Source organism: Streptomyces sp. NPDC001108, assembly GCF_053598535.1.
Window position 1 is genome coordinate 202,128 of sequence record NZ_JBSFKL010000011.1, and the last position, 22,015, is coordinate 224,142.

15 protein-coding genes are annotated in these 22,015 nt (G+C 71.8%); 8 read left to right on the forward strand and 7 right to left on the reverse strand.

Going from position 1 to position 22,015, the window contains the following annotated elements; genetic code table 11:
* Positions 1–71: 71 nt before the first annotated feature.
* The 5 genes from ACWC97_RS24350 to eccE all read right to left on the reverse strand — a co-directional run bounded on the left by ACWC97_RS24350 (position 72) and on the right by eccE (position 7,337).
* On the reverse strand, positions 72–1,943 hold the full coding sequence (locus tag ACWC97_RS24350; RefSeq protein WP_450651520.1) for an ABC transporter substrate-binding protein: 1,872 nt from the start codon (positions 1,941–1,943) through the stop codon (positions 72–74).
* Between the two features lie 198 nt (positions 1,944–2,141).
* Entirely contained in the window at positions 2,142–4,610 is a 2,469-nt protein-coding gene (locus ACWC97_RS24355) for an SCO5717 family growth-regulating ATPase (protein ID WP_450651522.1), read from the reverse strand.
* 363 nt (positions 4,611–4,973) lie between these two features.
* Positions 4,974–5,207, reverse strand: coding sequence for a DUF397 domain-containing protein (locus ACWC97_RS24360; protein ID WP_352276432.1), 234 nt, complete (start codon positions 5,205–5,207; stop codon positions 4,974–4,976).
* Positions 5,208–5,292: 85 nt separating this feature from the next.
* On the reverse strand, positions 5,293–6,003 hold the full coding sequence (locus ACWC97_RS24365; protein WP_352276433.1) for a hypothetical protein: 711 nt from the start codon (positions 6,001–6,003) through the stop codon (positions 5,293–5,295).
* Positions 6,000–7,337 carry a type VII secretion protein EccE gene (gene eccE / locus ACWC97_RS24370; RefSeq protein WP_450651524.1) on the reverse strand — a complete coding sequence of 446 codons (1,338 nt, stop codon included), beginning with the start codon at positions 7,335–7,337 and terminating at the stop codon, positions 6,000–6,002. Before eccE ends, ACWC97_RS24365 begins: the two co-directional genes overlap by 4 nt.
* A 184-nt stretch (positions 7,338–7,521) precedes the next feature.
* On the opposite strand from eccE, the gene eccB reads away from it, so the two are divergent.
* Both eccB and mycP read left to right on the forward strand, forming a co-directional pair.
* Entirely contained in the window at positions 7,522–9,048 is a 1,527-nt protein-coding gene (gene eccB / locus ACWC97_RS24375; RefSeq protein ID WP_450651526.1) for a type VII secretion protein EccB, read from the forward strand.
* A gap of 13 nt (positions 9,049–9,061) precedes the next feature.
* Entirely contained in the window at positions 9,062–10,330 is a 1,269-nt protein-coding gene (gene mycP, locus ACWC97_RS24380) for a type VII secretion-associated serine protease mycosin (RefSeq protein ID WP_450651528.1), read from the forward strand.
* 262 nt (positions 10,331–10,592) lie between these two features.
* On the opposite strand, the gene ACWC97_RS24385 is transcribed toward mycP, so the two are convergent.
* On the reverse strand, positions 10,593–10,790 hold the full coding sequence (locus ACWC97_RS24385; RefSeq protein ID WP_450651530.1) for a hypothetical protein: 198 nt from the start codon (positions 10,788–10,790) through the stop codon (positions 10,593–10,595).
* 199 nt (positions 10,791–10,989) lie between these two features.
* Between ACWC97_RS24385 and ACWC97_RS24390 the strand changes: the two genes are divergently transcribed.
* On the forward strand, positions 10,990–11,349 hold the full coding sequence (locus tag ACWC97_RS24390) for a WXG100 family type VII secretion target (RefSeq protein ID WP_352276443.1): 360 nt from the start codon (positions 10,990–10,992) through the stop codon (positions 11,347–11,349).
* A gap of 68 nt (positions 11,350–11,417) precedes the next feature.
* Positions 11,418–11,717: a WXG100 family type VII secretion target gene (locus ACWC97_RS24395; protein WP_352276445.1), complete on the forward strand. Its 300-nt coding sequence runs from the start codon at positions 11,418–11,420 to the stop codon at positions 11,715–11,717.
* Between the two features lie 63 nt (positions 11,718–11,780).
* Here the strand turns inward: ACWC97_RS24395 and eccCa are convergent, their stop codons facing one another.
* On the reverse strand, positions 11,781–15,755 hold the full coding sequence (gene eccCa, locus ACWC97_RS24400; protein WP_450651532.1) for a type VII secretion protein EccCa: 3,975 nt from the start codon (positions 15,753–15,755) through the stop codon (positions 11,781–11,783).
* Positions 15,756–16,039: 284 nt separating this feature from the next.
* On the opposite strand from eccCa, the gene eccD reads away from it, so the two are divergent.
* From eccD to ACWC97_RS24420, 4 genes are all read left to right on the forward strand, one after another.
* Positions 16,040–17,548 carry a type VII secretion integral membrane protein EccD gene (gene eccD / locus ACWC97_RS24405; protein WP_450651534.1) on the forward strand — a complete coding sequence of 503 codons (1,509 nt, stop codon included), beginning with the start codon at positions 16,040–16,042 and terminating at the stop codon, positions 17,546–17,548.
* Positions 17,549–17,751: 203 nt separating this feature from the next.
* The gene (rpsO, locus tag ACWC97_RS24410) at positions 17,752–18,039 is read left to right on the forward strand and encodes a 30S ribosomal protein S15 (RefSeq protein ID WP_352276449.1); all 288 of its coding nucleotides are present in this window, start codon (positions 17,752–17,754) and stop codon (positions 18,037–18,039) included.
* Positions 18,040–18,371: 332 nt separating this feature from the next.
* Complete coding sequence (locus ACWC97_RS24415) at positions 18,372–20,585, forward strand: polyribonucleotide nucleotidyltransferase (protein ID WP_352276450.1); 2,214 nt, start codon at positions 18,372–18,374, stop codon at positions 20,583–20,585.
* Entirely contained in the window at positions 20,582–21,961 is a 1,380-nt protein-coding gene (locus ACWC97_RS24420; protein WP_352276452.1) for a M16 family metallopeptidase, read from the forward strand. The genes ACWC97_RS24415 and ACWC97_RS24420 overlap by 4 nt, the downstream gene beginning before the upstream one ends.
* Positions 21,962–22,015 lie beyond the last annotated feature (54 nt).

Below are 22,015 nucleotides of genomic sequence, written 5' to 3' on the forward strand. Positions count from 1 at the left end.
TGCCGCACGTGCAGGGGCCGGCCGGTGAGGTGCATATTCCCCGGCCGGCCCCTCTTCACCCGATCAGGTGATTACTCGCGATCGTCCGCGGTGGTGCTGCGGCGCCGGGCGAGGAACAGCCCGCCACCGGCGAGCACCACGACCACCACGATGATGCCGATGACGACACCGGTCGAGCCCGACCCGCCGGAGCCGTCCGAACTGTCGCCGGACGCGGGAACCGCGGACCACCAGCTCCAGTAGCCGTCCTGGCCGTAGATGTTCCCGGCCGCCTCGGGCATGGTCGTGATCGACTTGATCTGGTCGGTGCGGTACGCCTCGACCGCGTTCGGGTACGCCATGACGCTCATGTACCCGGAGTCGTACAGCCACGACTGCATCTGGTTGACGAGGTCGGCGCGCTTCGCCGGGTCGTACTCGGCGAGCTGCTTCCTGTAGAGATCGTCGTAGGTCTTGTCGCAGATGAAGTTGTCGGTGGTGGCGCTGTCCTTCGCCTTGACGGGCAGGGCGGCGCAGGTGTGGATGCCGAGGACGAAGTCGGGGTCGGGATTGACCGACCAGCCGTCGAAGGCGAGGTCGTACTCACCGGCGTACCAGGGAACGGAGACGTCGTCCAGGCAGTCGACCTTCAGGCCGATGCCGAGCTTGCCCCACCACTCCTTGAGGTACTTGCTGACCGCACCGTCGTTCGGGTCCGTGGCGTGGCAGAGGATGCGCAGGTCGAGCGGCTTGCCGTCCTTGCCGACCCGCTTGCCGCCCTTGAGCTCGTAGCCGGCCTCGTCGAGCAGCTTGGCCGCCTTCGCCGGGTCGTAGGCGAGGCTCTGCTCGGCGGTCGGCTTCCACGCGTACGCGGTGAAGCGCGGCGGGATGTAGCCCTGGCCCTCGACGGCGTGGCCCTGGAAGACCTTGTCGATGATGGTCTGGCGGTCGACGGCGAGGAAGAGCGCCTGGCGCACCTTCTGGTCGTGCAGCGCCGGGTTGCCGTCGCCGAACTTCTTGCCGTCCTTGGTCTGCGCGCCCGGGTTGACGGCCAGCGAGTAGAAGCGGCGGCCCGGGCCCTCGTTGACCTTGATGTTCTTCTCGCCCTTGAGCGAGGCGGCCTGGGCGGGCGTCAGCGCGGGAGACCCGGCGACGAAGGAGACCTCGCCCTTGCGGAGCGCGGCGACGGCGGCGTCCTGGTCCTTGTACGTCTTGAAGACCAGCTCGTCGAACTTCGGCTTGCCGCGCCAGAAGTCCTTGTTGGCCTTGAGCTTCACGTACTGGTCGACCTTGAAGTCGGTCAGGATGAAGGGCCCGTTGCCGACCACCGGGAACGACGTGTCGTTGTTGAACTTGGAGAAGTCGCCGACCTTCTCCCAGACGTGCTTCGGCACGATCGGCACGTCGAGCGCGGCCATCGTGGCCTGCGGCTCCTTGAGCTCGACGACGAGCTGCGTGGGGCTCGGGGCGGTGACCTTCTTGAAGTTGGCGACGAAGTTGCCGTTGGCCTGGGCGGCGGCAGGGTCGGTCATCATCTTGTTGAAGGTCCAGGCCGCGTCCTCGGCGGTGGCCTGCTGCCCGTCCGACCACTTGGAGTCGGAGCGGATGGTGTACGTCCAGGTCAACTTGTCCGCGGACGGCTCCCACTTGGTGGCGAGGCCGGGGATCGCGTGGTTGTCCTTGGCGTCGTAGTTGGTGAGGAAGTCGTACATGAGCCGGCTGATGCTGGTGCTGAGCAGCTTCTGCGCCAGGAACGGGCTCATCGAGTCGACGCTCTGCGCGACGGCGACGGTCAGGGTCGACTTCCCGCTGTCGGCGGCCTGCGCCTGCTGCGGCTCGCCACCGAACGGCACACCCGGGACGACGGAGCCGGCGGCCAGCGCCAGAGCGGCGGCGCCGGAGGCCAGGAGAACACGCAGGCGGGAACGTGGCTGGATGGAGCGTGGTGGAACTCTTACGACCATGGTCAGGGACCTCGCGTCATGACTCGCACGGAGAAGGCGGGTTGATCTGTGGTTCGCCAGCTGGTGAAGCGAAGGTTTATCAGCGGTGGTCGAGCCACGTCAACGGTCGTCCAAACCGCGTGTGGTCTGCGGGAATACCCCAAAGGGCCCGCACCGTCCGGACGGTGCGGGCCCTCATTGGTTGAGACCTCTGCTGCCTTACTGCTGAGGCGCTGACGGCGGCTGCTGCTGCCATCCCGCGGGCGACTGCGGGGCGCCCGGGGCCTGCGGCGGCTGGTGCTGCCAGCCGTTCTGTCCCGCTCCGGGGGCGGGCTGCGGCGGGTACGGCTGCGCGGGCGGCTGACCGCCGTACGGCTGCTGCTGCGGGTACGGCTGGAGCTGCTGCCCCTGCTGCGGGGGGTACTGCTGCTGACCGGGCATCGGCGGGGCGAACTGCGGCGGCGGGGTGGAGCCGTTGGCCGTCCACAGCCCCTGCTGCTGCTGGGCCCGCGCGAAGTCCTCGGCGACCAGGGCGGAGAGGTGGAAGTACGCCTCGCGGGTCTTGGGGCGCATCATGTCGAGGTCGACCTCGGCGCCCGCCGCCAGGTGCTCGTCGAACGGGACGACGACCACGCCGCGGCAGCGGGTCTCGAAGTGCTGCACGATGTCGTCGACCTTGATCATCTTGCCGGTCTCGCGGACCCCCGAGATGACGGTGAGGGAACGCTGCACCAGCTCCGCGTATCCGTGCGCGGAGAGCCAGTCCAGCGTGGTGGAGGCGCTGGACGCGCCGTCGACCGAGGGGGTCGAGATGATGATCAACTGGTCGGCGAGGTCCAGCACTCCGCGCATCGCGCTGTAGAGCAGGCCGGTGCCCGAGTCGGTGAGGATGATCGGGTACTGCTTGCCCAGCACGTCGATCGCGCGCCGGTAGTCCTCGTCGTTGAAGGTCGTGGAGACCGCCGGGTCCACGTCGTTGGCGATGATCTCCAGACCGGAGGGCGCCTGCGAGGTGAACCTGCGGATGTCCATGTACGAGTTGAGGTACGGGATCGCCTGGACCAGGTCGCGGATGGTCGCCCCGGTCTCGCGGCGCACCCGGCGGCCGAGCGTGCCCGCGTCCGGGTTGGCGTCGATGGCGAGGATCTTGTCCTGACGCTCGGTGGCCAGCGTCGCGCCGAGGGCGGTGGTGGTCGTCGTCTTGCCGACGCCGCCCTTGAGGCTGATCACCGCGATCCGGTAGCAGGACAGCACCGGCGTACGGATCAGTTCGAGCTTGCGCAGGCGCTCGGCCTCCTCCTTCTTGCCACCCAGCTTGAAGCGGGACGCGGCGGAGGGGTTGCGGCTGCTCTTCGCCTTCTGTTTGCCGCGTACCAGCCGGTCGGAGGAGAGCTCCACGGCCGCCGTGTACCCGAGCGGGGCGCCGGGGACGGAGCGCTCGCGCTGGTCGTGGGTGACCGGGCTGGGCCAGGCGGCGCCGGTGCGCGGGTCGACGGGGGCGCCCGGCTGCTGCTGAGCCGGCTGCTGCTGGTGCGGCGGCTGGGCCGGCTGGGGCTGGGGGGTCGGCTGAGCCGACTGGGGCTGGGGCTGGGGCTGTTGGGCGGCCTGGGCGGGCTGCGGGGTGTGGGGCACCTGGGGCGGCAGTGGCGCGCCGGGCTGGGCGGGCCACTGGGGCTGGGCCTGCGCCTGCGGCTGGAGAGGCTGCTGCTGGGGGAAGCCGTAACCGCCCTGAGCGGGGTGCTGCTGCGCCGGTGCCTGCGGGGCCGGTGCCTGCGGCGCCGCCGGGGGAGCGGGCTGCTGGGGCTGCTGCTGGGGGAAGCCGTAGCCGCCGGGCACCTGCCCGGCCGGGGCCGAAGCGGGCCACTGCGGGGCGGACGGGGGCGCGGCGGGGTGCGGCGCGGCCGGCTGGAAGGCCGGCGGCAACGGCGGCAGCGCCCCGCCCTGCGGCGGAGGCGGCGCCCAGGGGCTGGGCGCGGCGGGCGCCGGGGCGCCCGGCAGCGCGCCCGAGGGCGGAGTGTCCTGGGGCGCCGCACCCGGGGCGGCGTCGGTGGGGACGGCGTCCCGCGGCTCCTCGGCCGGACCGCCCGCCGGGTCCGTACGGTCCTCGGGCGAGGAAGGCTCCTCGGCGCCACCGGCGGACCCGCCGGGGGCCTCCTCGACGTCGCCCGCCGGGGCCGACCCCGTCCCGGGGCCGTTCCCGTCGTCGCCCGCGGAGCCCGGACCGCTTCCGGCGCCGTCCTCGGCACCACCGCCGATCTGGGCGATCTGGCGCTTCAGCGCGGCGGGCGAGAAGCGCATCGTCGAACCGCTCTCGACGTCACCGCTCCCGAACGGGTCCGACACCGCACCGGAATCCGCCCTGCCGGAGTCCGCCGGAACGGCGGGCGCGGGCACGGCGGGCGCGGGCGGCGGAGGCGTGGCGTCGCCGCCCGCCGGGGCCGGGGCCGCCGGGACCGGCGGAGCGGGCACCCGCGCGGGCGGCGGGACCGGCGAACCGCCCGGCGGGGTGGGCGGCGCGAGGTGCGTCCCGACGCCCCCCGACGAGTCCCCCGGCGCGTTCTGCGTGTACCAGGCGGGCGGGGTGTAGTCGATGGTGAACTCACCCGTCACCTCGACGGGCTCCGCGTCGGACGACTCGTCGACGGGCTTGTTCCAGCCCCCGCGGATCTCGTCCCGATCGCCGCTCACTTTGCCTCCTGGTGTGGTCGAGCACCCTTGTGCCGTGGTGGGTGGGGGCGACCGTTTCCGTCTGCTTCCGTCTGCCTGACCGCCCGGCTCTCCCCCCGGGCCCGCATTGCCTGCCCGCAGGTTCGTGCCGCGCCCTGCCCCAGCCTAATCGCCAGGGGGCTCGCTCCGGCAGGCCGTTCCACAGGACAGGAACCGTCCAGTAGGTCACGTCATGGCCACAACTCTCCGGGGCGCGACGGAGCCTTCGGAACGAAGCGTGCGATTGCATGGCGAGAGCGGATCTACCCGTCAACTCGTCACTGGGCACAGGAAAAGGGGCATTCGCCCTGCCGGACGGATGCCCCCTCTCGAACCGGCCGCCACCTACGTGAGGTCGAACTCGCCGTCCCGCGCACCAAGCACGAAGGCACGCCACTCGGCCTCCGTGTACCGCAGCACGGTGTCCGGATCCAGCGAGGAGCGCATGGCGACCGCACCGCCGGGGAGATGGGCGATCTCGACCCGCTCCTCGACCTCCTCGGTCCCCGGTGCGCACAGCCACTCCACATCCGAGATGTCGAGGGCGTAGAGCTCGTCCTTCTCCTGCTGGGTGCCCATGTCGGCGTCCCTTTCGATCGAACCGTGTCGTTCTCTGGCCATCTTCCCCGGAGCCCGTGGTTCCGGGGCGGTGAATGGACAGTATTCAGTCCATCCGGCGAGCATCGCCCAGCAGTTGCGTCTCGACCTCCGTCGCGTCCGTCCGCACCCAGTGCCGTTCACCGCCCGCCACCCAGAGCGTGACGCCGTCCGACAGGGTCGGCAGTGCCTCGCTCTCGATACGGGAGAGCCCCAGGATCCCGCCGATCCGGCCGGCCTCCTCCGGCGAGACCCGCTGGACGCCCACGAGCGCCGAGGCCCGCATCAGGCGCGGCGCCACCGGACTCGGATAGGGCAGCAGTGTCAGCACCGACTGCCAGGGCGAGGACACCACCCGGCCGCGGGGCGGCCGCATCCCGCAGTCCCGCACCACCACCACCGGGCTGCTCACGGTCGCCCCGGTCGGTGGAACCCGGCCCACCTCGTGGAGGGAGACGCATGCGAGGCCGGCGCCCGCGGCCTGCGCCAGGCCCGTCCACGCCCGGGAGCGCCCGGTCTCGACCGCCACCCGCGCCCCGGTCGCCGCGGCGCGCAGCGCCAGGACCTGGGCCGTCCACAACCCGCCGACCAGCAGGACGTCGTACGGCGCCGGCCGGTGGAACCCGATCATCCGCGCGTGCCCCTCGGTATCGGTGCCGATGATCACGCCGTCGTCCCCGACCGGCAGCGACAGGGCGCCCAGGTGCTCCGCCGCCAGGGTGTGCCCCGCGTGGCGCGGACCGCGCAGCCCCCGTCCCGAGGGGATCCGGACCGTCATCGCGCACCTCCCAGCGGAAGCGTCGCCAGCACACCCGGCAGTTGTTCCCGGTCCAGGCGCACCAGGCCGACCTCGGCGTGCCGCGCGGCCTGCTCCAACGTCCTGCGCACCTGCACCAGTTCGGTGTCCGATCCGCCCGTGACCCGCACATGGCCGACGACCGACACCTCGCCCCGGTGCGCACCGCGCCGCACCGTCAGACCGAAGGCCGTCGCGTACGCCGGGACCGAGGTCAGCAGCGAGACGAGGAGGGGGAGCGGGGTCGCCCCCCGGCCCAACCCGGGCCAGCGGCCCACCACGTAGGCGGTGTGCCGGCGGTCGTCGCACCGCCAGACCCTCGCCGTTTCCGACGTCCGCCGTTGCGGGGCGGCGTCCGGCAGCCCGGCGCGGGCCGACAGCATCGGGCTGGCGCACGCGGACGTGGCCACGGCGGAGTGCAGCTCCTCCTGGTCCAGCACCACGGCCCGGAACCCGGCGCCGGTGATCCGGCTCGCCACATGGTCGGCGACCCGCACCAGGCAGCGCTGGGCCCCACCTACACCGCCCCCGCGCGCCTCGACCGCCTCCCGGCACAGTTCCGGATCCAGCTTCACGGCCACCCAGGTCATCCGCAGCGCGGGCGCCCCGATCCGTTCCTGGAGCGGGGCGTACGAGAGCCGCGCCGCCGACCGCTGCGGCAGATGCCGTGCCGGAGCGGGGCGCACCTGCTGCACGAGCTGCGCGGACTCCAGCACGATGTCGTCCACCGTCAGGGCGTCCCCCAGGAGAGAGAGCGGGAGCGCCCGCGCCCCGCGCGCCCGGTGCAGCGACTCGCCGTCGGCCTCGACCCGTACGACGGCCGTCAGGAACGTGCCGTCCCCGACCATGCCCACCGTGCGCCGGTTCCGGTCGACGTAGGCGTACGGGGCGAGGCCCGGAACGCTCTCCGCCACCGGGGCCAGCTGCGGCTCCGTGCCCGGGGCCGGCGCCGCCGTCCGCCTGCGCCCGCGAAGGGCGAGCGCCGTGGACAGCCAGTCCCGGACGGCCCGGCCCCGGCGGCGTACCACCGCGACCACCACCAGCAGACAGGCGGCCGGGACCGTGGCCGCCAGCCAGGGGCCACCGAGCGCGAGACCCGCCACGACGAGGGCCGCGGCGGCCTCGACGAGCACCATCCGTCGCAGTACGACGGCGGGGAGACCGGTCCGCGCGACCGACCGCAGGGCCGTCGTCGCGGGCGTGCTCGCCGACCGGCCGGACGGCGGGCCGGCCGAAGCGTTGCCCCGTTGCTGTCGGGAACAATCGGGCGCCCGGCGGGCCTCCCGCCCCGTGCTTCCACGCGTCGCCGCACCCATCGCCGCGTTGCCCCCTTGTGTTCAAATGCGCAGTTTTCTCACAGGCCCTGATCGGGCGATCACCCTACCCGGCGCTGCGGTGGCAGAGTGTCAACTGGCCTGATCCGGGCCATAGTCGGCGCTCTTGGGCCATGGCGGGTGTGGGAACCTTGTCGTTCACCGGGGAAGAGGGGGCGGCAGGCAGATGGCATCGCGGCGGGACGAACTCAACGCCTACACATTCGCGAAGCGGCGGCTGATCGCGCAGTTCCTGCAGCCCGGACCGAGCGGCTCGGAGGAGGGCGCCCCGCGCCCGCTGCGCGCGGTGCTGCCCGGTGCGGTCGTCGGCGTGGTCGTCATCGCGGCGTTCGGGGCCTGGGGCATGTTCAGACCGGTGGCGCCCCAGAACTGGGACACCCCCTACGAGAACGTCATCATCGCCAGCAGGTCCACCACCCGCTACGTGGTACTCAGGACCGACGGAAGGGCGCAGCTCCACCCGGTGCTGAACATGTCCTCCGCCAGACTGCTGCTCGAACCGGGCAAGGGCGACGTCATCAAGGTCGACGAGTCGGTTCTCGACAGCGGGAGGATCCCGCACGGCGCCACGCTCGGCATCCCGTACGCCCCCGACCGGCTGCCGGACGGGGACGAAGCCGGCGCGAAGAAGCGGTGGGCCGTCTGCGAGCGGCCCGGCGGGGGCGGCCGGGCCATCCAGAAGGCGGCGTTCGTCCTCGCCGAGCGCGACCGGGGCAGGGTCGAGGGCAAGGGCCGGCTCCGCGGCGGCGAGCTGATGTACGTCGAGGGGCCGGACCGGACCCGCTACCTCGTGGACGCCACCGGCAGGGCCTACGAGGTGAGGAAGGACGAACTGCTGCTGCGCACCCTGGTGGGCGACCGCCGCACCCCCCAACGTGTCTCCGCCGCCTGGCTGGCCACTCTGCACACCGGGGACGCGATCGACTTCCCGGTCCTCCCCGGGAACCCCGGATCCGACGCGGGAGTGCGGGGGGAGCTGCCCTCCGGGGCGAACAAGGTGGGCGTGGTCCTCGCGGCGACGTCCGGCACGAGGACCCAGCAGTACGTGGTCCTGCCCGGCCGGGTCGCCCCCGTCTCGGACTTCGTCGCGAAGCTCCTGCTCAGCAGCCGGCCTCTGGTCGACCTCGGCCAGAACGGCAGGGAGCGGCCGGTCAGCGCGGGAGCGTTCGAACCGGGCGAGCCGTTCGCCCGGAACCTGGACTGGCCCACGAGGAAGCCGAAGCCGGTGAACTCCGCAAGTGCCGCGGCCGGCAGCCGCAACACCGTGTGCAACGTGCTGCGCGGGGTCGACCGGAAGAACGGCGCCACCACCCTCGGCACCTGGGCGGGCCCGCGCTTTCCCGCGACACTCCCCACCGGTTCCAGCAGCGCCTACGTGACCCCCGGATCCGGCCAGCTCTTCCGGCAGTTCAAGGGCTCCGGTGCCGGCTCCGGGCCCCTCTTCCTGGTCACCGACACCGGCCTGCGGTACGCCATGCAGTCCAACGGGGACGGGGTGGAGGACGACTCCGGCATCGGTGAATCGGGCACGAAGGAGGAGCGGGCGCAGCGGCGGCAGGAGGCGCAGCAGGCGCAGAACCGGCTCGGATACAAGGACGTCGTGCCCGCACCCGTCCCGGCGGCCTGGTCCTCGTTCCTGCCCACCGGACCGCGGCTGTCGACCGGCGCGGCCCGCCAGCCGCAGGGTTCCTGAGGGGCGGGCACCCATGACGAAGCGCCCCTTGGCGTACCGGCGCCCCCTGACGGCGGCGGCCGCCACCGCCGCCCTCCTCCTCGTACTGCCGGCGTCGACCGCGGCGGCGGAGGACTCCTCCCGGTGCACCTTCCCCGCGAAGAAGTACGCGGGCCGCCCCTGGGCGCTGCAACGCGTCCTGCTGGACGAGTTGTGGAAGCAGTCCACCGGCAAGGGGGTCCGGGTGGCCGTCATCGACACCGGCGTGGACATCAGAAACCCACAACTCATGGGGGCGGTGGACGCACGGAGCGGCCACAACTTCCTGCCGCGGAACCTCAAGGACGAGAACGGCGGCAAGGCCGAGCGGGGCAGGGAGGACGGCACCACCGACCGGGTCGGGCACGGCACCAAGGTCGCCGGGATCATCGCGGCTCGCGCGGCGAAGGGCACCGGCTTCACCGGCCTGGCCCCGGACGCGACGATCATCCCGATCCAGCAGAACGACGCCGAGGGCGACGGAACGGCCGAGACACTGGCCGACGCCATCCGCTACGCCACCGACGTCGCCCACGCGGACGTCATCAACATCTCCCAGGACACGGCCAACGCCGTGGAGCCCGCGAGCGTACTGGAACAGGCGGTGGAAGCCGCCCTGGCCAAGGAGGTCGTGGTCGTCGCCTCGGCGGGCAACGACGGGCTCGGCGGCAACGTCAAGGAGACGTACCCGGCCTCGTACGAGGGCGTCCTGGCCGTGGCCGCGTCGGACCGCAACAACGAGCGGGCGCCCTTCTCCCAGTCCGGCGACTTCGTGGGTGTGGCCGCCCCCGGTGTGGACATCGTCTCGACGGTCCCCGGCGGCGGACACTGCGCCGACAACGGCACCAGCTTCTCGGCCCCGTACGTCGCCGGGGTCGCCGCCCTCATCAGGGCCAAGCACCGGGACTGGACGCGGAGACAGATCGTCGCCCAGATCCAGCAGACGGCGGAACGCTCGGTGGCGGGCCACGACCATTTGGTGGGCTGGGGCGTCGTCGACCCGGTGCGCGCCCTGACGGAGGACGAGAAGCCCATCGAGCGTCCGGTGGCGCACGAGGGAGTGAGCAGGGGCGAAGCGCCGGCACCGGCCGCACTCCCACTGGGTGAAACGGCGGACGAGCGCAATGCCCGCCTGGCGACCTACGTGGTGGTGGGCGCCGCCGTTCTGGTCGCCGCGGCAGCGGGCGTCGCCGTGGCCGAGCGCGACGCCCGTCGACGGGCCGCTCGATTTTCGGCTGGAAACAGTTCCATGGACGACACGTGACGACCAAGAAGGGCAGCCCTGCCGTAGCCAGTGGCTAAGGTGCACGGAAACGGGGCCGGTCACGGTTCACTCGAGTGCGAAAGCAACGAGTACCTGAGCCTGGGCGTGCACGCGGCGTCGGTCGGCTTCGACCATGTGGACGTGAGGTCAGGCGCCGTTTCCACGAGATCCAGGCACGCCTGGACGAGGTGCGGGAGAAGGCTGGCGGGGAGAGGTCCGGGAAGCCCGGGCAGCCACGCTCCGACAGCAGGTCCGGTTCCGCCTACGACGACTTGGGAGACGGCTGATGGGCGATGGCGAGCCGCCGGAGCCGACCCCCGGGGAACAGCGCGCGCAGGACGAGCAGCGTGTGCAGGGCGAGTTGATCGCCGCAGACGTCAACCGCCAGGTCCGGGGCGTCCTGGACGCGTTCGGTTCCGGCCGTTCCGGGACCTCGGGCCGGACGTCGTTCGAGGACCACGAGCTCAACACGCTGATCGACCTGATCAAGACGTCCGGTTCCCCCCCCGCCTCCCCGGCCGCCTCCGCGCCGGCTTCGGCGCAGCCCGGGGAGAAGGCCGTAGGCGCCGCACCTCCTGACCGGCCGTACGTCTCCATCCGTACCCACCGGCGAGCAGAGCCGGCGGGCCGAAACAGAGCACCAGGAAGGAAGCCGAACCATGGCCGACCAGAAACTCTCGGATGCCGCACTCCGCAAGCTGGAGGGCGAGCTCACCACGCGATTCGAGTCGGTGAAGGGCCAGTTGAAGACGTTGCAAGGAACGATCGACGGACTGGAAGGCCACTGGAAGGGCATCGGGGCCGGTGCCTTCAACGCGAAGCAGGAGGAGATCAACCGGCGCATGGCCAGCATCGCCCGTCGCCTCCTGAACTTCCAGGAAGCCATCGAGGCGGCGCGCACCATCTCCGGCAGCACCGAGGAAGAGGTCAAGCAGGCATTGCAGGGCGTCGACGTCGTCGGCGGCTACTCGGGCGACGCGGTAGCGGAGGCCAGGACCTCGAACCTCAACAACTTCTGACCCGGCCCACTCCGCGCCCGAAAAAAAGGGCGTCTTCACACCGATCCTTGATGAAACGGGAGGACCGCATGTCGAACAACGACGGCACGATGGTTGTGACTTACGCGAGCCTGGACCTCGCCGCCGGCGCCATCGACCGGCAGAGCAAGCAGCTGGAGGAGGACCTCGCGTCGATCAAGCGGATGATCGCCCATGTGTCCGAACTCTGGGTGGGCGAGGCCAAGAGCGCCTACGACGCCGCTCAGCGGGGCTGGGACAACGACGCCACGGCCATCCACAACGCCCTGAGCGAGATCTCGCGCAAGGTGCGCGAAGCCGGCGCCTCCTACCACGCCGGCGACAAGCGGGCGAGGGCCAACTTCGAGTAGGGCGCGGCAGAGCACAGGACCGGGGTGGGCACGCACGGGAGGTGCCCACCCCGGTTCGCGTCCCTACCGCTGCCCGCCGTCCACGAGCCCCGTCTGCACCAGCGGATTCCCGCGTCGACGGGTGACGAGGACGCCGCGCCCCGGGGGCATCGGACGCGGCCGTACGCTGCCGAGGACATCGCCCTCGGCGGGGTCGCCGGAGAGCATCAGACCCTGTGTGCCCAGCTCCATGACGCGCTGCAGGAACGACTCGTACAGGGCGCGTCCCGCCCCCGCCGTGGAGCGGGCGATGATGAACCGGACACCGACGTCCCGCGCGAACGGCAGCATCTCCGTGAGCTTGGCCAGCGGGTTGCCGCTGGACGTGGAGACCAGGTCGTAGTCGTCGACGACCACGTACACCGTCGGACCGCTCCACCAGCTGCGCGCGCGCAGTTCCTCCGCCGTGACGTCGGGCGACGGCGTACGGCGCCGCATCAGGTTGTACAGCGCGTCCACATGGTGCTCCATGTTGTTGGACATGGGCACGTACTCCGCCAGATGCGTCGCGGGGGTGGCGTCCAGGAGCGCTCGCCGGTTGTCGATGACGAAGAACTTGCAGCTGCTCCCGTCGTACCTCTCGGACAGCTGCTTGATGAGGAGCCGCAGCAGATTGGACTTGCCGGACTCGCTCTCGCCGAACACCAGGAAGAACGGATCGCGGTCGAAGTCGAGGAAGACCGGCTCCAGGCTGTTCTCGTCGATGCCGAACGCGACGCCCCGCTCCGGACGGGCGTGGCCCGCAGGCAGGGAGCCCGCCGGGAGTTCGCGGGGCAGCAGCCGGACCGCCGGGGCGGGCGCCGCGGTCCAGTGCCGGGCCACCTCCCGGTTCATGGCCGCCGTCGCCTCGGCGAGTTCGCTGTCGGAGTTGATGGAGTCGATCCGCGGCACGGCGGCCATGAAGTGCAGCTTCTCCGGGGTGAGGCCGCGGCCGGGCACACCGGCGGGCACATTGACCGCGGCCTTCCGGTCCAGTTCGGAGTCCATGACGTCCCCGAGCCGCAGTTCGAGCCGGTTCATCAGATGGTCCTTGAGGCCGGCCCGGACCTCCATGGACCGCGACGCCGTGACGACCAGGTGGATGCCGTACCCGAGGCCGCGCGCCGCGATGTCCAGCACCGCCGGCTCCAGGCCCTCGTAGTCGGTGCGGAAGCTTCCCCAGCCGTCGACGAGCAGGAACACGTCGCCCCACGGCTGGTCCGCGGCCGAGATGTCGCCGCGCGCCCGCAGCCTGCGGAAGGTGGCGATCGAGTCGACCCCGGCGCTGCGGAAGTACTCCTCGCGCCGCGCCATGATCCCGTACACCTCGGCGACCGTGCGCCGCACCCGCTCGGGGTCGAGCCGGGAGGCGACTCCGCCGACGTGCGGCAGACCGGAGACCGAGGCCATGGAACCGCCACCGAAGTCGAGCCCGTAGAACTGGACCTCCTGGGGCGTGTGGGTGAGCGCGAAGCCCGCGACGAGTGTCCGCAGCAGCGTGGACTTCCCGGACTGCGGGCCACCGATGATCTGCATGTGCCCCGCCGCACCGGAGAAGTCCCGGTAGAGGGTGTCGCGTCGCTGCTCGTACGGCTTGTCGACCACGCCGAGCGGTACGACGAGACGCCCCGAACCCTCGAACCCGGGCCGGGTCAGCCCGCGCCCCTCCACCGGGGCGAGGCCCGGGAGCAGGTCGTCCAGCGACGGCGGGTTGTCCAGCGGGGGCAGCCACACCTGGTGGGCCGGGGCCCCGCGCCCCTCCAGCCTGCGCACGATCACATCGAGCACCGTGTCCGCCAGGGCGTCGTCCTCCGACGTGCGCGGGTCGGGCACGGAGGCGCCCGGCAGCGGGTCCGGCCGCACGTACCGCACCGGCACCGGAGCCGCCGTGAACACCACCGGCCTGCGGTCCACCGGCAGCGGACCGGAGGACACGGCGGGCCGCCCGCCCGAGCGGTACACCTCGGAGACGTACGCGGCCTTGAAGCGCACCATCTCGTCCGTGCCGTGCTTCAGGTACCCGGACCCGGGCACATTGGGCAGGTGGTAGGCGTCCGGCACCCCCAGCGCCGCCCGCGACTCGCCCGCCGAGAACGTACGCAGACCGATCCGGTACGACAGACAGGTCTCCAGACCGCGCAGCCGCCCCTCCTCCAGGCGCTGCGAGGCCAGCAGCAGATGGACGCCCAGCGAACGGCCGATGCGGCCGATCTGCACGAACATCTCGATGAAGTCGGGCTTGGCGGTGAGCAGTTCGCTGAACTCGTCGATGACCAGGACGAGGGAGGGGATGGGTTCCAGCGGGGCGCCCGCAGCGCGCGCCTTCTCGTAGTCGTGGATGTTGGCGTGGTTGCCCGCGTCGCGCAGCATCTCCTGCCGGCGGTTGAGCTCACCGCTGATGGAGTCGCCCATGCGGTCGACCAGCGTCAGATCGTCCGCGAGGTTGGTGATCACGGCCGCGACGTGGGGCATCCGGGCCATACCGGCGAAGGTCGCGCCGCCCTTGAAGTCCGCGAGGACGAAGTTGAGCGTCTCCGAGGTGTGGGTGACGGCGAGGCCGAGCACGAGCGTGCGCAGCAGTTCGGACTTGCCGGAGCCGGTGGCGCCGACGCACAGGCCGTGCGGCCCCATGCCCTCCTGCGCCGCCTCCTTCAGGTCCAGCATCACGGGGCCGCCGTCCTCGCCGACCCCGATCGGGACACGCAGCCGCTCCGCCTGGGAACGGGCGCGCCAGGTCCTGCCGACGTCGATCGAGGCCGCGTCGCCGAGGTTCAGCAGATCGGTGAACTCGAGATTGGCGAGAAGTGGTTCGTCGTCCCCGCCGGAGGCCATGTGGAGCGGTGCCAGCTGCCGGGCCAGCGCCTCGGCGGCCTCCTGGCCGAGCAGGTCGGGGACGCCGTCGTAGACCAGCCCGTGCCCGGACTCCAGCCGGAGGAGATCGGGGCGGACCACGACGGACAGGCCCCCGCGCGCCCCGTCGGGCTCGCCCGGCGCGAGCTCGACGACCGTCACGCCTTGGAGGCCCTCGGCCGCGGCCAGCGCGGACACCGGCGACACGGACCGGCCGTCGAGCACGACGACGACATGCGGCCGGTCCATGAGCGGCCGGCCGTCGGGCTGGAAGCGGGGCCGCCCGTCGAGGCGGGGAGCGAGCATCTCCTCCAGCTCCCCGACGCTCGTGGTGATCAGACGGCGGACGCCGGCACCGTCGACGAGGCCCGGGGCCTGCGCGTGCGGAAGCCACTTCACCCACTCCCAGCGCGGGGCGGCGTCCGGGCCCGCCGCGACGGCGACGACCAGGTCCTCGGGGGAGTGCAGCGAGGCGAGCGAACCGACCATCGCGCGGGCGGTCGAACGGACGGACTCCGCCTCGCCGCTGATCGTCAGGTGGTAGAAGGCGCGCAGCGAGACCGCCATGGGCAGTCCGTCCAGGGTGCTGTGGACCGTCAGGAACTGCCGCATCGCCCCCGCGGTGAGCGGCTCCAGCTCGTCGACCGGCGCGGTGTCGGGCGCGACGAGCGGGGTGGCGAGCTCCTGACTGCCCAGCCCGATCCGTACCTGGGCGAAGTCGGGGTCGCCCGGGCGCCGCTCCCAGACCCGGCTGCCCTCGGCGACGAGCGCCCACAGCTGGTCCGGCGACGGGTGGAGGTAGAACTGCGCGTCGCGCTGGGTCCGGGCCGTGCTCAGCACGGTGCGTCTGGTCTGCGCCAGGTACTTCAGATAGTCGCGCCGCAGGTCGGCGAGGTGCCCCTGGGTCCCCCGCCGGAAGCGGACCATCATCGCGACCGCCATGGCGACGGTCGAGGCAACCATGATCGCGCCCATGATCCGCATGATCGGGTTCGGGGTCATGAAGAAGAAGACCACGGAACCGCCCATGCCGAGCATCGGCAGCAACTGCATCATCACCCCCTCCTGCTGCCCGCGCGGCAGCTCCGGAGGTGATTGCAACTGCACCTGCCCGTCCGGAACCCTGGAGGGCAGCGCCCGGGGCGGGCGCTTGACGACGATCTGGCTCACGGACCACCAATTCCCTGACCGGACAGAGCTGTTCATGTCGAGATCCCGCGGCGAAGGGCTCCGTCCGGAGAAGGAGTCCGCGGCGTACGGCGGGGCGCCGGGAGCGATAGGGTGTCGCAACGCGTGTAAGCATTCGCTAATTTCCGCAACGACCGCAAGGAATCGGCCGTTCGAGGCGCGAGGGTGCCCGGGTCACGGTGGGCCGCCGTGCGGCGCCGGAGGGGGACGACCCGGCGAGGCCCGCGACCCCGGTCGGTCGCGGAAGCGACGAGGGGGAACATCAGGTGACTGCGACGGCCCGGACGGCGGCCACCGGGCGGACGAGGCCCGCTTCCGGAACTCCGGGAGGCGACGGAACCGGCTTCTGCCGGGTCACGGTCGTCGCACCCGACGGCCGCGTCGACGTGGCACTGCCCGAGGACATCGCCATGGCCGACCTGTACCCGGAGATCCTCCGGCTGTCCGGGCAGAGCCCCGACCGGGGCGCCCCGGTCGGCTACCACCTGGTGCGCCGCGACGGCACCGTCCTCGACGGCGGGCGCACCCTGGCCGGCCAGCGCGTCCTCGACGGCGAACTGCTCTCCCTGCGCCCCTTCGCCGAGTCGCTGCCCCCCGCCGTCTTCGACGACGTCTCCGACGCGGTCGCCACCGCCGTAGCCCGTGACCGCACCCTCTGGGGCGACGGCCCCATGCGCGGTGCCGGACTCTTCGCGGGCTCGCTCCTGCTGGTCCTGCTCGCCTTCGTCCTGTGGAACTCCGGCCTCCGGCACGACATGCACGGGCTGCCGGGCGCCCTCGCCGGGGTCGTCGCCGTACTCGCCCTCGCGCTCGCCTGCGTACGCGCCCGGGTCTACGACGACCGGGGCTCGTGCACGGCGCTGGGGATCGGCGCCCTCGCGAACGTCGCGGTCTCCGGGGCCGGGCTGCTGCCGCTCGGCGAGGGGCAGGGCGTCGGCAGGCTCCAGTTCCTCCTCGCCTGCGCCGCCGTACTGGTGGCCGCGGTGGTCCTCATGATCGCCGCCCCGGGCGGGGACGGCCTCTTCGTCGCCTTCGTGTTCGCCGCCGCCGTCGGCGTGCCGGCGACCTTCGCCGCGACCGTCGCCGGCCTGGAGCCCGTCGAGACCGCGGCGGTGTGCGCCCCGTTCTCCGTGGGAGCCCTCGCCTTCCTGCCCGGTCTCTCCACCCGCTTCGCCCGCCTCCCCATCGGCTTCGAGCCGCCCCGCACCACCGTCGGCGACTACGGGACGTCCGAGCCGGCCCCGCAGGGCCCCGTCGACGCCGACCGCGTCGCCGCCCGGGCGCGGCGCGGCCACGAACTGCTCGTCGGCCTGGTCGGCGGCTGCGCGCTGGTGGCCGTGGGCGCCGTGGCCGTCCTCGGGTTCTCGGACGACGTCTGGGGGCAGCTCCTGGCGCTCGCCACCGGGATCGCCATGCTGATGCGCTCCCACCTGTTCCGCTACACGGTCCAGGTCGGCTGCGTGCTGGCGGCGGGGCTCGGCGCGCTCGTACTCCTGGGCCTCGGCCTGTCCCTCCACCCGCCGGTCGGAATCGTGCGGGACGCCGCCGCGGGGGACGGCTCCGCGCTCGACATCCGGACGGTCTGGCTCGCCGCCGCCGTCGCGGGCGCCGCCGCGCTGGTCACCGCCATCGGACTGATCGTCCCGCGCAAGGGGGTCACCCCGTTCTGGGGCCGCTTCCTGGAGATCGCGGAGGCGGCGGTGCTCCTGACCCTGATCCCGCTCTGCCTCGCCGTCCTCGACCTCTACCGCGCCGTCCGGGCCCTCACCGGCTGACCGGCCCCACCACCCGCCGCACCTGCACCGGCCGTACCGGCTCCGCCGGACTGGTACGCTGTGTGACGGCCGTTTGTGTACGCCCTCCCGGATCTTCCTGGGAGCTGCGCTCATCGGACCTTCGCTCCCGAGTCATGGAAGCCCCCCTGAGAACGGACCAGGGGCACTCGCGGGCGCATCGAACACCAAAAGAGGAGTACCGCGTGTCGCTCGACGCCGCTACGAAGAAGCAGATCATGGCCGAGTTCGCCACCAAGGAGGGTGACACCGGTTCCCCCGAGGTCCAGGTCGCGATGCTCTCCCGTCGCATCTCGGACCTGACGGAGCACCTGAAGGTCCACAAGCACGACCACCACTCCCGCCGTGGTCTGCTGATCCTGGTCGGCCAGCGCCGCCGCCTCCTGCAGTACCTGGCCAAGAAGGACATCCAGCGCTTCCGCGCCCTGGTCGAGCGCCTCGGCATCCGCCGCGGTGCGGCCGGCGCCAAGTAAGTCGCCGTGAAGGGAGCGGTTCCCACCACTGAGGGGGGCCGCTCCCTTTGCCGTACGCACGCTTGTGCGTGCACCGCACGGCACGTGACGGACGTGTCCGCCCGGCCGTGATGCCAAGCGGAACCGATTCTCAGTAATCTGGTCGGAGAACGACCGACAGACGAGCGAGAAGCAGACCTCCCCGCCGCCGGTCCTCGGTAGTGGCCCCCGGACTGAATCGACCCGGGTGCTTCGATCGAAGACCGGCCCGCCGATGGAGGGCTTCTCCGCAACCGTCCCCCCGCCACACGGGCTCGGGGACGCGAAGACGATATGTAACGGAGAAAACGCTAGTGGAGAACGAGACCCACTACGCCGAGGCCGTCATCGACAACGGCACCTTCGGCACCCGCACCATCCGCTTCGAGACGGGCCGGCTGGCCAAGCAGGCCGCCGGCTCCGCCGTCGCGTACCTGGACGACGACACGATGGTGCTGTCGGCCACGACCGCTTCGAAGCGGCCCAAGGACCAGCTCGACTTCTTCCCCCTCACGGTGGACGTCGAGGAGCGGCAGTACGCCGCCGGCAAGATCCCCGGCTCCTTCTTCCGCCGGGAGGGCCGCCCCTCCGAGGACGCGATCCTCACCTGCCGCCTGATCGACCGCCCGCTGCGCCCGTCCTTCAAGAAGGGCCTGCGCAACGAGATCCAGATCGTCGAGACGATCATGGCGCTCAACCCCGACCACCTGTACGACGTGGTCGCGATCAACGCCGCCTCCTGCTCCACGCAGCTGGCCGGCCTGCCCTTCTCCGGCCCGGTCGGCGGCACCCGTGTCGCCCTGATCAAGGGCCAGTGGGTCGCCTTCCCGACGCACACCGAGCTCGAGGACGCCGTCTTCGACATGGTCGTCGCCGGTCGCGTCCTGGAGGACGGCGACGTCGCGATCATGATGGTCGAGGCCGAGGCCACCGAGAAGACCATCCAGCTCGTCAAGGACGGCGCCGAGGCCCCGACCGAGGAGGTCGTCGCCGCCGGTCTGGAAGCCGCGAAGCCCTTCATCAAGGTCCTCTGCAAGGCCCAGTCGGACCTCGCCGCCAAGGCCGCCAAGCCCACCGGCGACTTCCCGGTCTTCCTGGACTACCAGGACGACGTCTTCGAGGCGCTCGCCGCCGCCGTGACGTCCGAGCTGGCCCAGGCGCTCACCATCGCGGGCAAGCAGGACCGCGAGGCCGAGCTGGACCGCGTCAAGGAGATCGCCGCCGAGAAGCTCCTCCCGGCCTTCGAGGGCCGCGAGAAGGAGATCTCCGCCGCCTACCGCGCGCTGACCAAGAAGCTGGTCCGCGAGCGCGTCATCAAGGACAAGGTCCGCATCGACGGCCGCGGCGTCACGGACATCCGTACGCTCGCCGCCGAGGTCGAGGCCATCCCGCGGGTGCACGGTTCCGCGCTGTTCGAGCGTGGCGAGACCCAGATCCTGGGCGTCACCACCCTCAACATGCTCCGCATGGAGCAGCAGCTGGACACCCTCTCCCCGGTGACCCGCAAGCGCTACATGCACAACTACAACTTCCCGCCGTACTCCGTCGGTGAGACCGGCCGCGTGGGCTCGCCCAAGCGCCGCGAGATCGGCCACGGCGCGCTCGCCGAGCGCGCCATCGTGCCGGTGCTGCCGTCGCGCGAGGAGTTCCCCTACGCGATCCGCCAGGTCTCCGAGGCGCTGGGCTCCAACGGCTCGACGTCCATGGGCTCGGTCTGCGCCTCCACCATGTCGCTGCTGAACGCCGGTGTGCCGCTCAAGGCCGCCGTCGCCGGTATCGCCATGGGCCTGATCTCCCAGGAGATCGACGGCAAGACCCACTACGTCGCCCTCACCGACATCCTCGGTGCGGAGGACGCCTTCGGCGACATGGACTTCAAGGTCGCCGGCACCAAGCAGTTCGTGACCGCGCTCCAGCTCGACACCAAGCTCGACGGCATCCCCGCCTCGGTCCTGGCCGCCGCGCTGAAGCAGGCCCGCGACGCGCGTCTGCACATCCTCGACGTGATGAACGAGGCGATCGACGTTCCGGACGAGATGTCCCCGAACGCCCCGCGGATCATCACCGTCAAGATCCCGGTGGACAAGATCGGTGAGGTCATCGGCCCCAAGGGCAAGATGATCAACCAGATCCAGGAGGACACCGGCGCCGACATCACGATCGAGGACGACGGCACCATCTACATCGGTGCCTCCGACGGCCCGGCCGCCGAGGCCGCCCGCGCCACGATCAACTCGATCGCCAACCCGACCATGCCGGAGGTCGGCGAGCGCTACCTGGGTACGGTCGTCAAGACCACCACCTTCGGTGCCTTCGTCTCCCTCATGCCGGGCAAGGACGGCCTGCTGCACATCTCGCAGATCCGCAAGCTCGCCGGTGGCAAGCGTGTGGAGAACGTCGAGGACGTGCTCGGTGTCGGGACCAAGGTCCAGGTCGAGATCGCCGAGATCGACTCGCGCGGCAAGCTCTCCCTGGTCCCGGTCATCGAGGGCGAGGACGACGAGAAGAAGGACGACGCCGCCAAGTGACGTCCCGTAGTTCCGTGACGACGGCCCGCGCCTCCTCTGGGGCGCGGGCCGTCGCCCGTACCCAAACGCTTCTCAAGGGCAGCAACGGCGCCGGAACGGTCCGCCGTACCGTGCTCCCCGGCGGCCTCCGGGTCGTCACCGAGACCCTGCCCTCCGTACGCTCCGCCACCTTCGGCATCTGGGCCAACGTCGGTTCCCGCGACGAGACCCCCTCGCTGAACGGCGCGACGCACTACCTCGAACACCTCCTCTTCAAGGGCACCGCCAAGCGCAGCGCCCTCGACATCTCCGCCGCGATCGACGCGGTCGGCGGCGAGATGAACGCCTTCACGGCGAAGGAGTACACCTGCTACTACGCGCGGGTTCTCGACACCGACCTGCCGCTGGCCATCGACGTCGTCTGCGACATGCTGACCGGCTCGCTGATCACCGCCGAGGACGTCGACGCGGAGCGCGGCGTCATCCTCGAGGAGATCGCGATGACCGAGGACGACCCGGGCGACTGCGTGCACGACCTGTTCGCGCACACCATGCTCGGCGACACCCCCCTCGGCCGCCCGGTCCTCGGCACCGTCGACACCGTCAACGCGCTCGACCGCGACCGCATCGCCCGCTTCTACCGGAAGCACTACGACCCCACGCACCTGGTCGTCGCCGCCGCCGGCAACATCGACCACGCCACGGTCGTACGCCAGGTCCGCCGGGCCTTCGAACGGGCGGGCGCGCTCTCCCGCACCGACGCCGTCCCGGTCGCCCCGCGCCAGGGCTCCCGCACCCTGCGCACCGCGGGCCGGATGGAGGTGCTGAACCGCAAGACGGAACAGGCCCACGTCGTCCTCGGCGTCCCCGGCCTGGCCCGCACCGACGACCGCCGCTGGGCCCTCGGCGTGCTCAACACGGCCCTCGGAGGCGGCATGAGCTCCCGCCTCTTCCAGGAGGTACGGGAGAAGCGCGGCCTCGCCTACAGCGTGTACTCGTACACCTCGGGCTTCGCCGACTGCGGCCTCTTCGGCGTGTACGCGGGCTGCCGGCCCAGCCAGGTCCACGACGTCCTGCGCATCTGCCGGGACGAGCTCGACCGGGTGGTCTCCGAGGGGCTCAGCGACGAGGAGATCGGCCGCGCGGTCGGCCAGCTCTCCGGCTCCACGGTGCTCGGCCTGGAGGATACCGGCGCGCTGATGAACCGCATCGGCAAGAGCGAGCTGTGCTGGGGGGACCAGATGTCGGTCGACGACATGCTGGCCCGGATAGCGCGGGTCACCCCCGACGACGTCCGCGCCGTCGCGGCGGAGGTGCTGGGGCGCCGCCCCTCCCTCTCCGTCATCGGCCCGCTCAAGGACAAGCAGGTCGCCCGCCTCGAAGAAGCGGTCTCCTGACCGCCGGGGCGGACCGCCCACCACCCGTCGACTCCCGTTAAGGAAGCAGAGCAC

Bases quoted from the DNA above. Each gene is read 5' to 3' on its own strand.
- ACWC97_RS24350 (WP_450651520.1), bottom strand. From the start codon at position 1,943: ATGGTCGTAAGAGTTCCACCACGCTCCATCCAGCCACGTTCCCGCCTG.
- ACWC97_RS24360 (WP_352276432.1), bottom strand. From the start codon at position 5,207: ATGGGCACCCAGCAGGAGAAGGACGAGCTCTACGCCCTCGACATCTCG.
- ACWC97_RS24365 (WP_352276433.1), bottom strand. From the start codon at position 6,003: ATGACGGTCCGGATCCCCTCGGGACGGGGGCTGCGCGGTCCGCGCCAC.
- eccE (WP_450651524.1), bottom strand. From the start codon at position 7,337: ATGGGTGCGGCGACGCGTGGAAGCACGGGGCGGGAGGCCCGCCGGGCG.
- eccB (WP_450651526.1), top strand. From the start codon at position 7,522: ATGGCATCGCGGCGGGACGAACTCAACGCCTACACATTCGCGAAGCGG.
- mycP (WP_450651528.1), top strand. From the start codon at position 9,062: ATGACGAAGCGCCCCTTGGCGTACCGGCGCCCCCTGACGGCGGCGGCC.
- ACWC97_RS24390 (WP_352276443.1), top strand. From the start codon at position 10,990: ATGGCCGACCAGAAACTCTCGGATGCCGCACTCCGCAAGCTGGAGGGC.
- ACWC97_RS24395 (WP_352276445.1), top strand. From the start codon at position 11,418: ATGTCGAACAACGACGGCACGATGGTTGTGACTTACGCGAGCCTGGAC.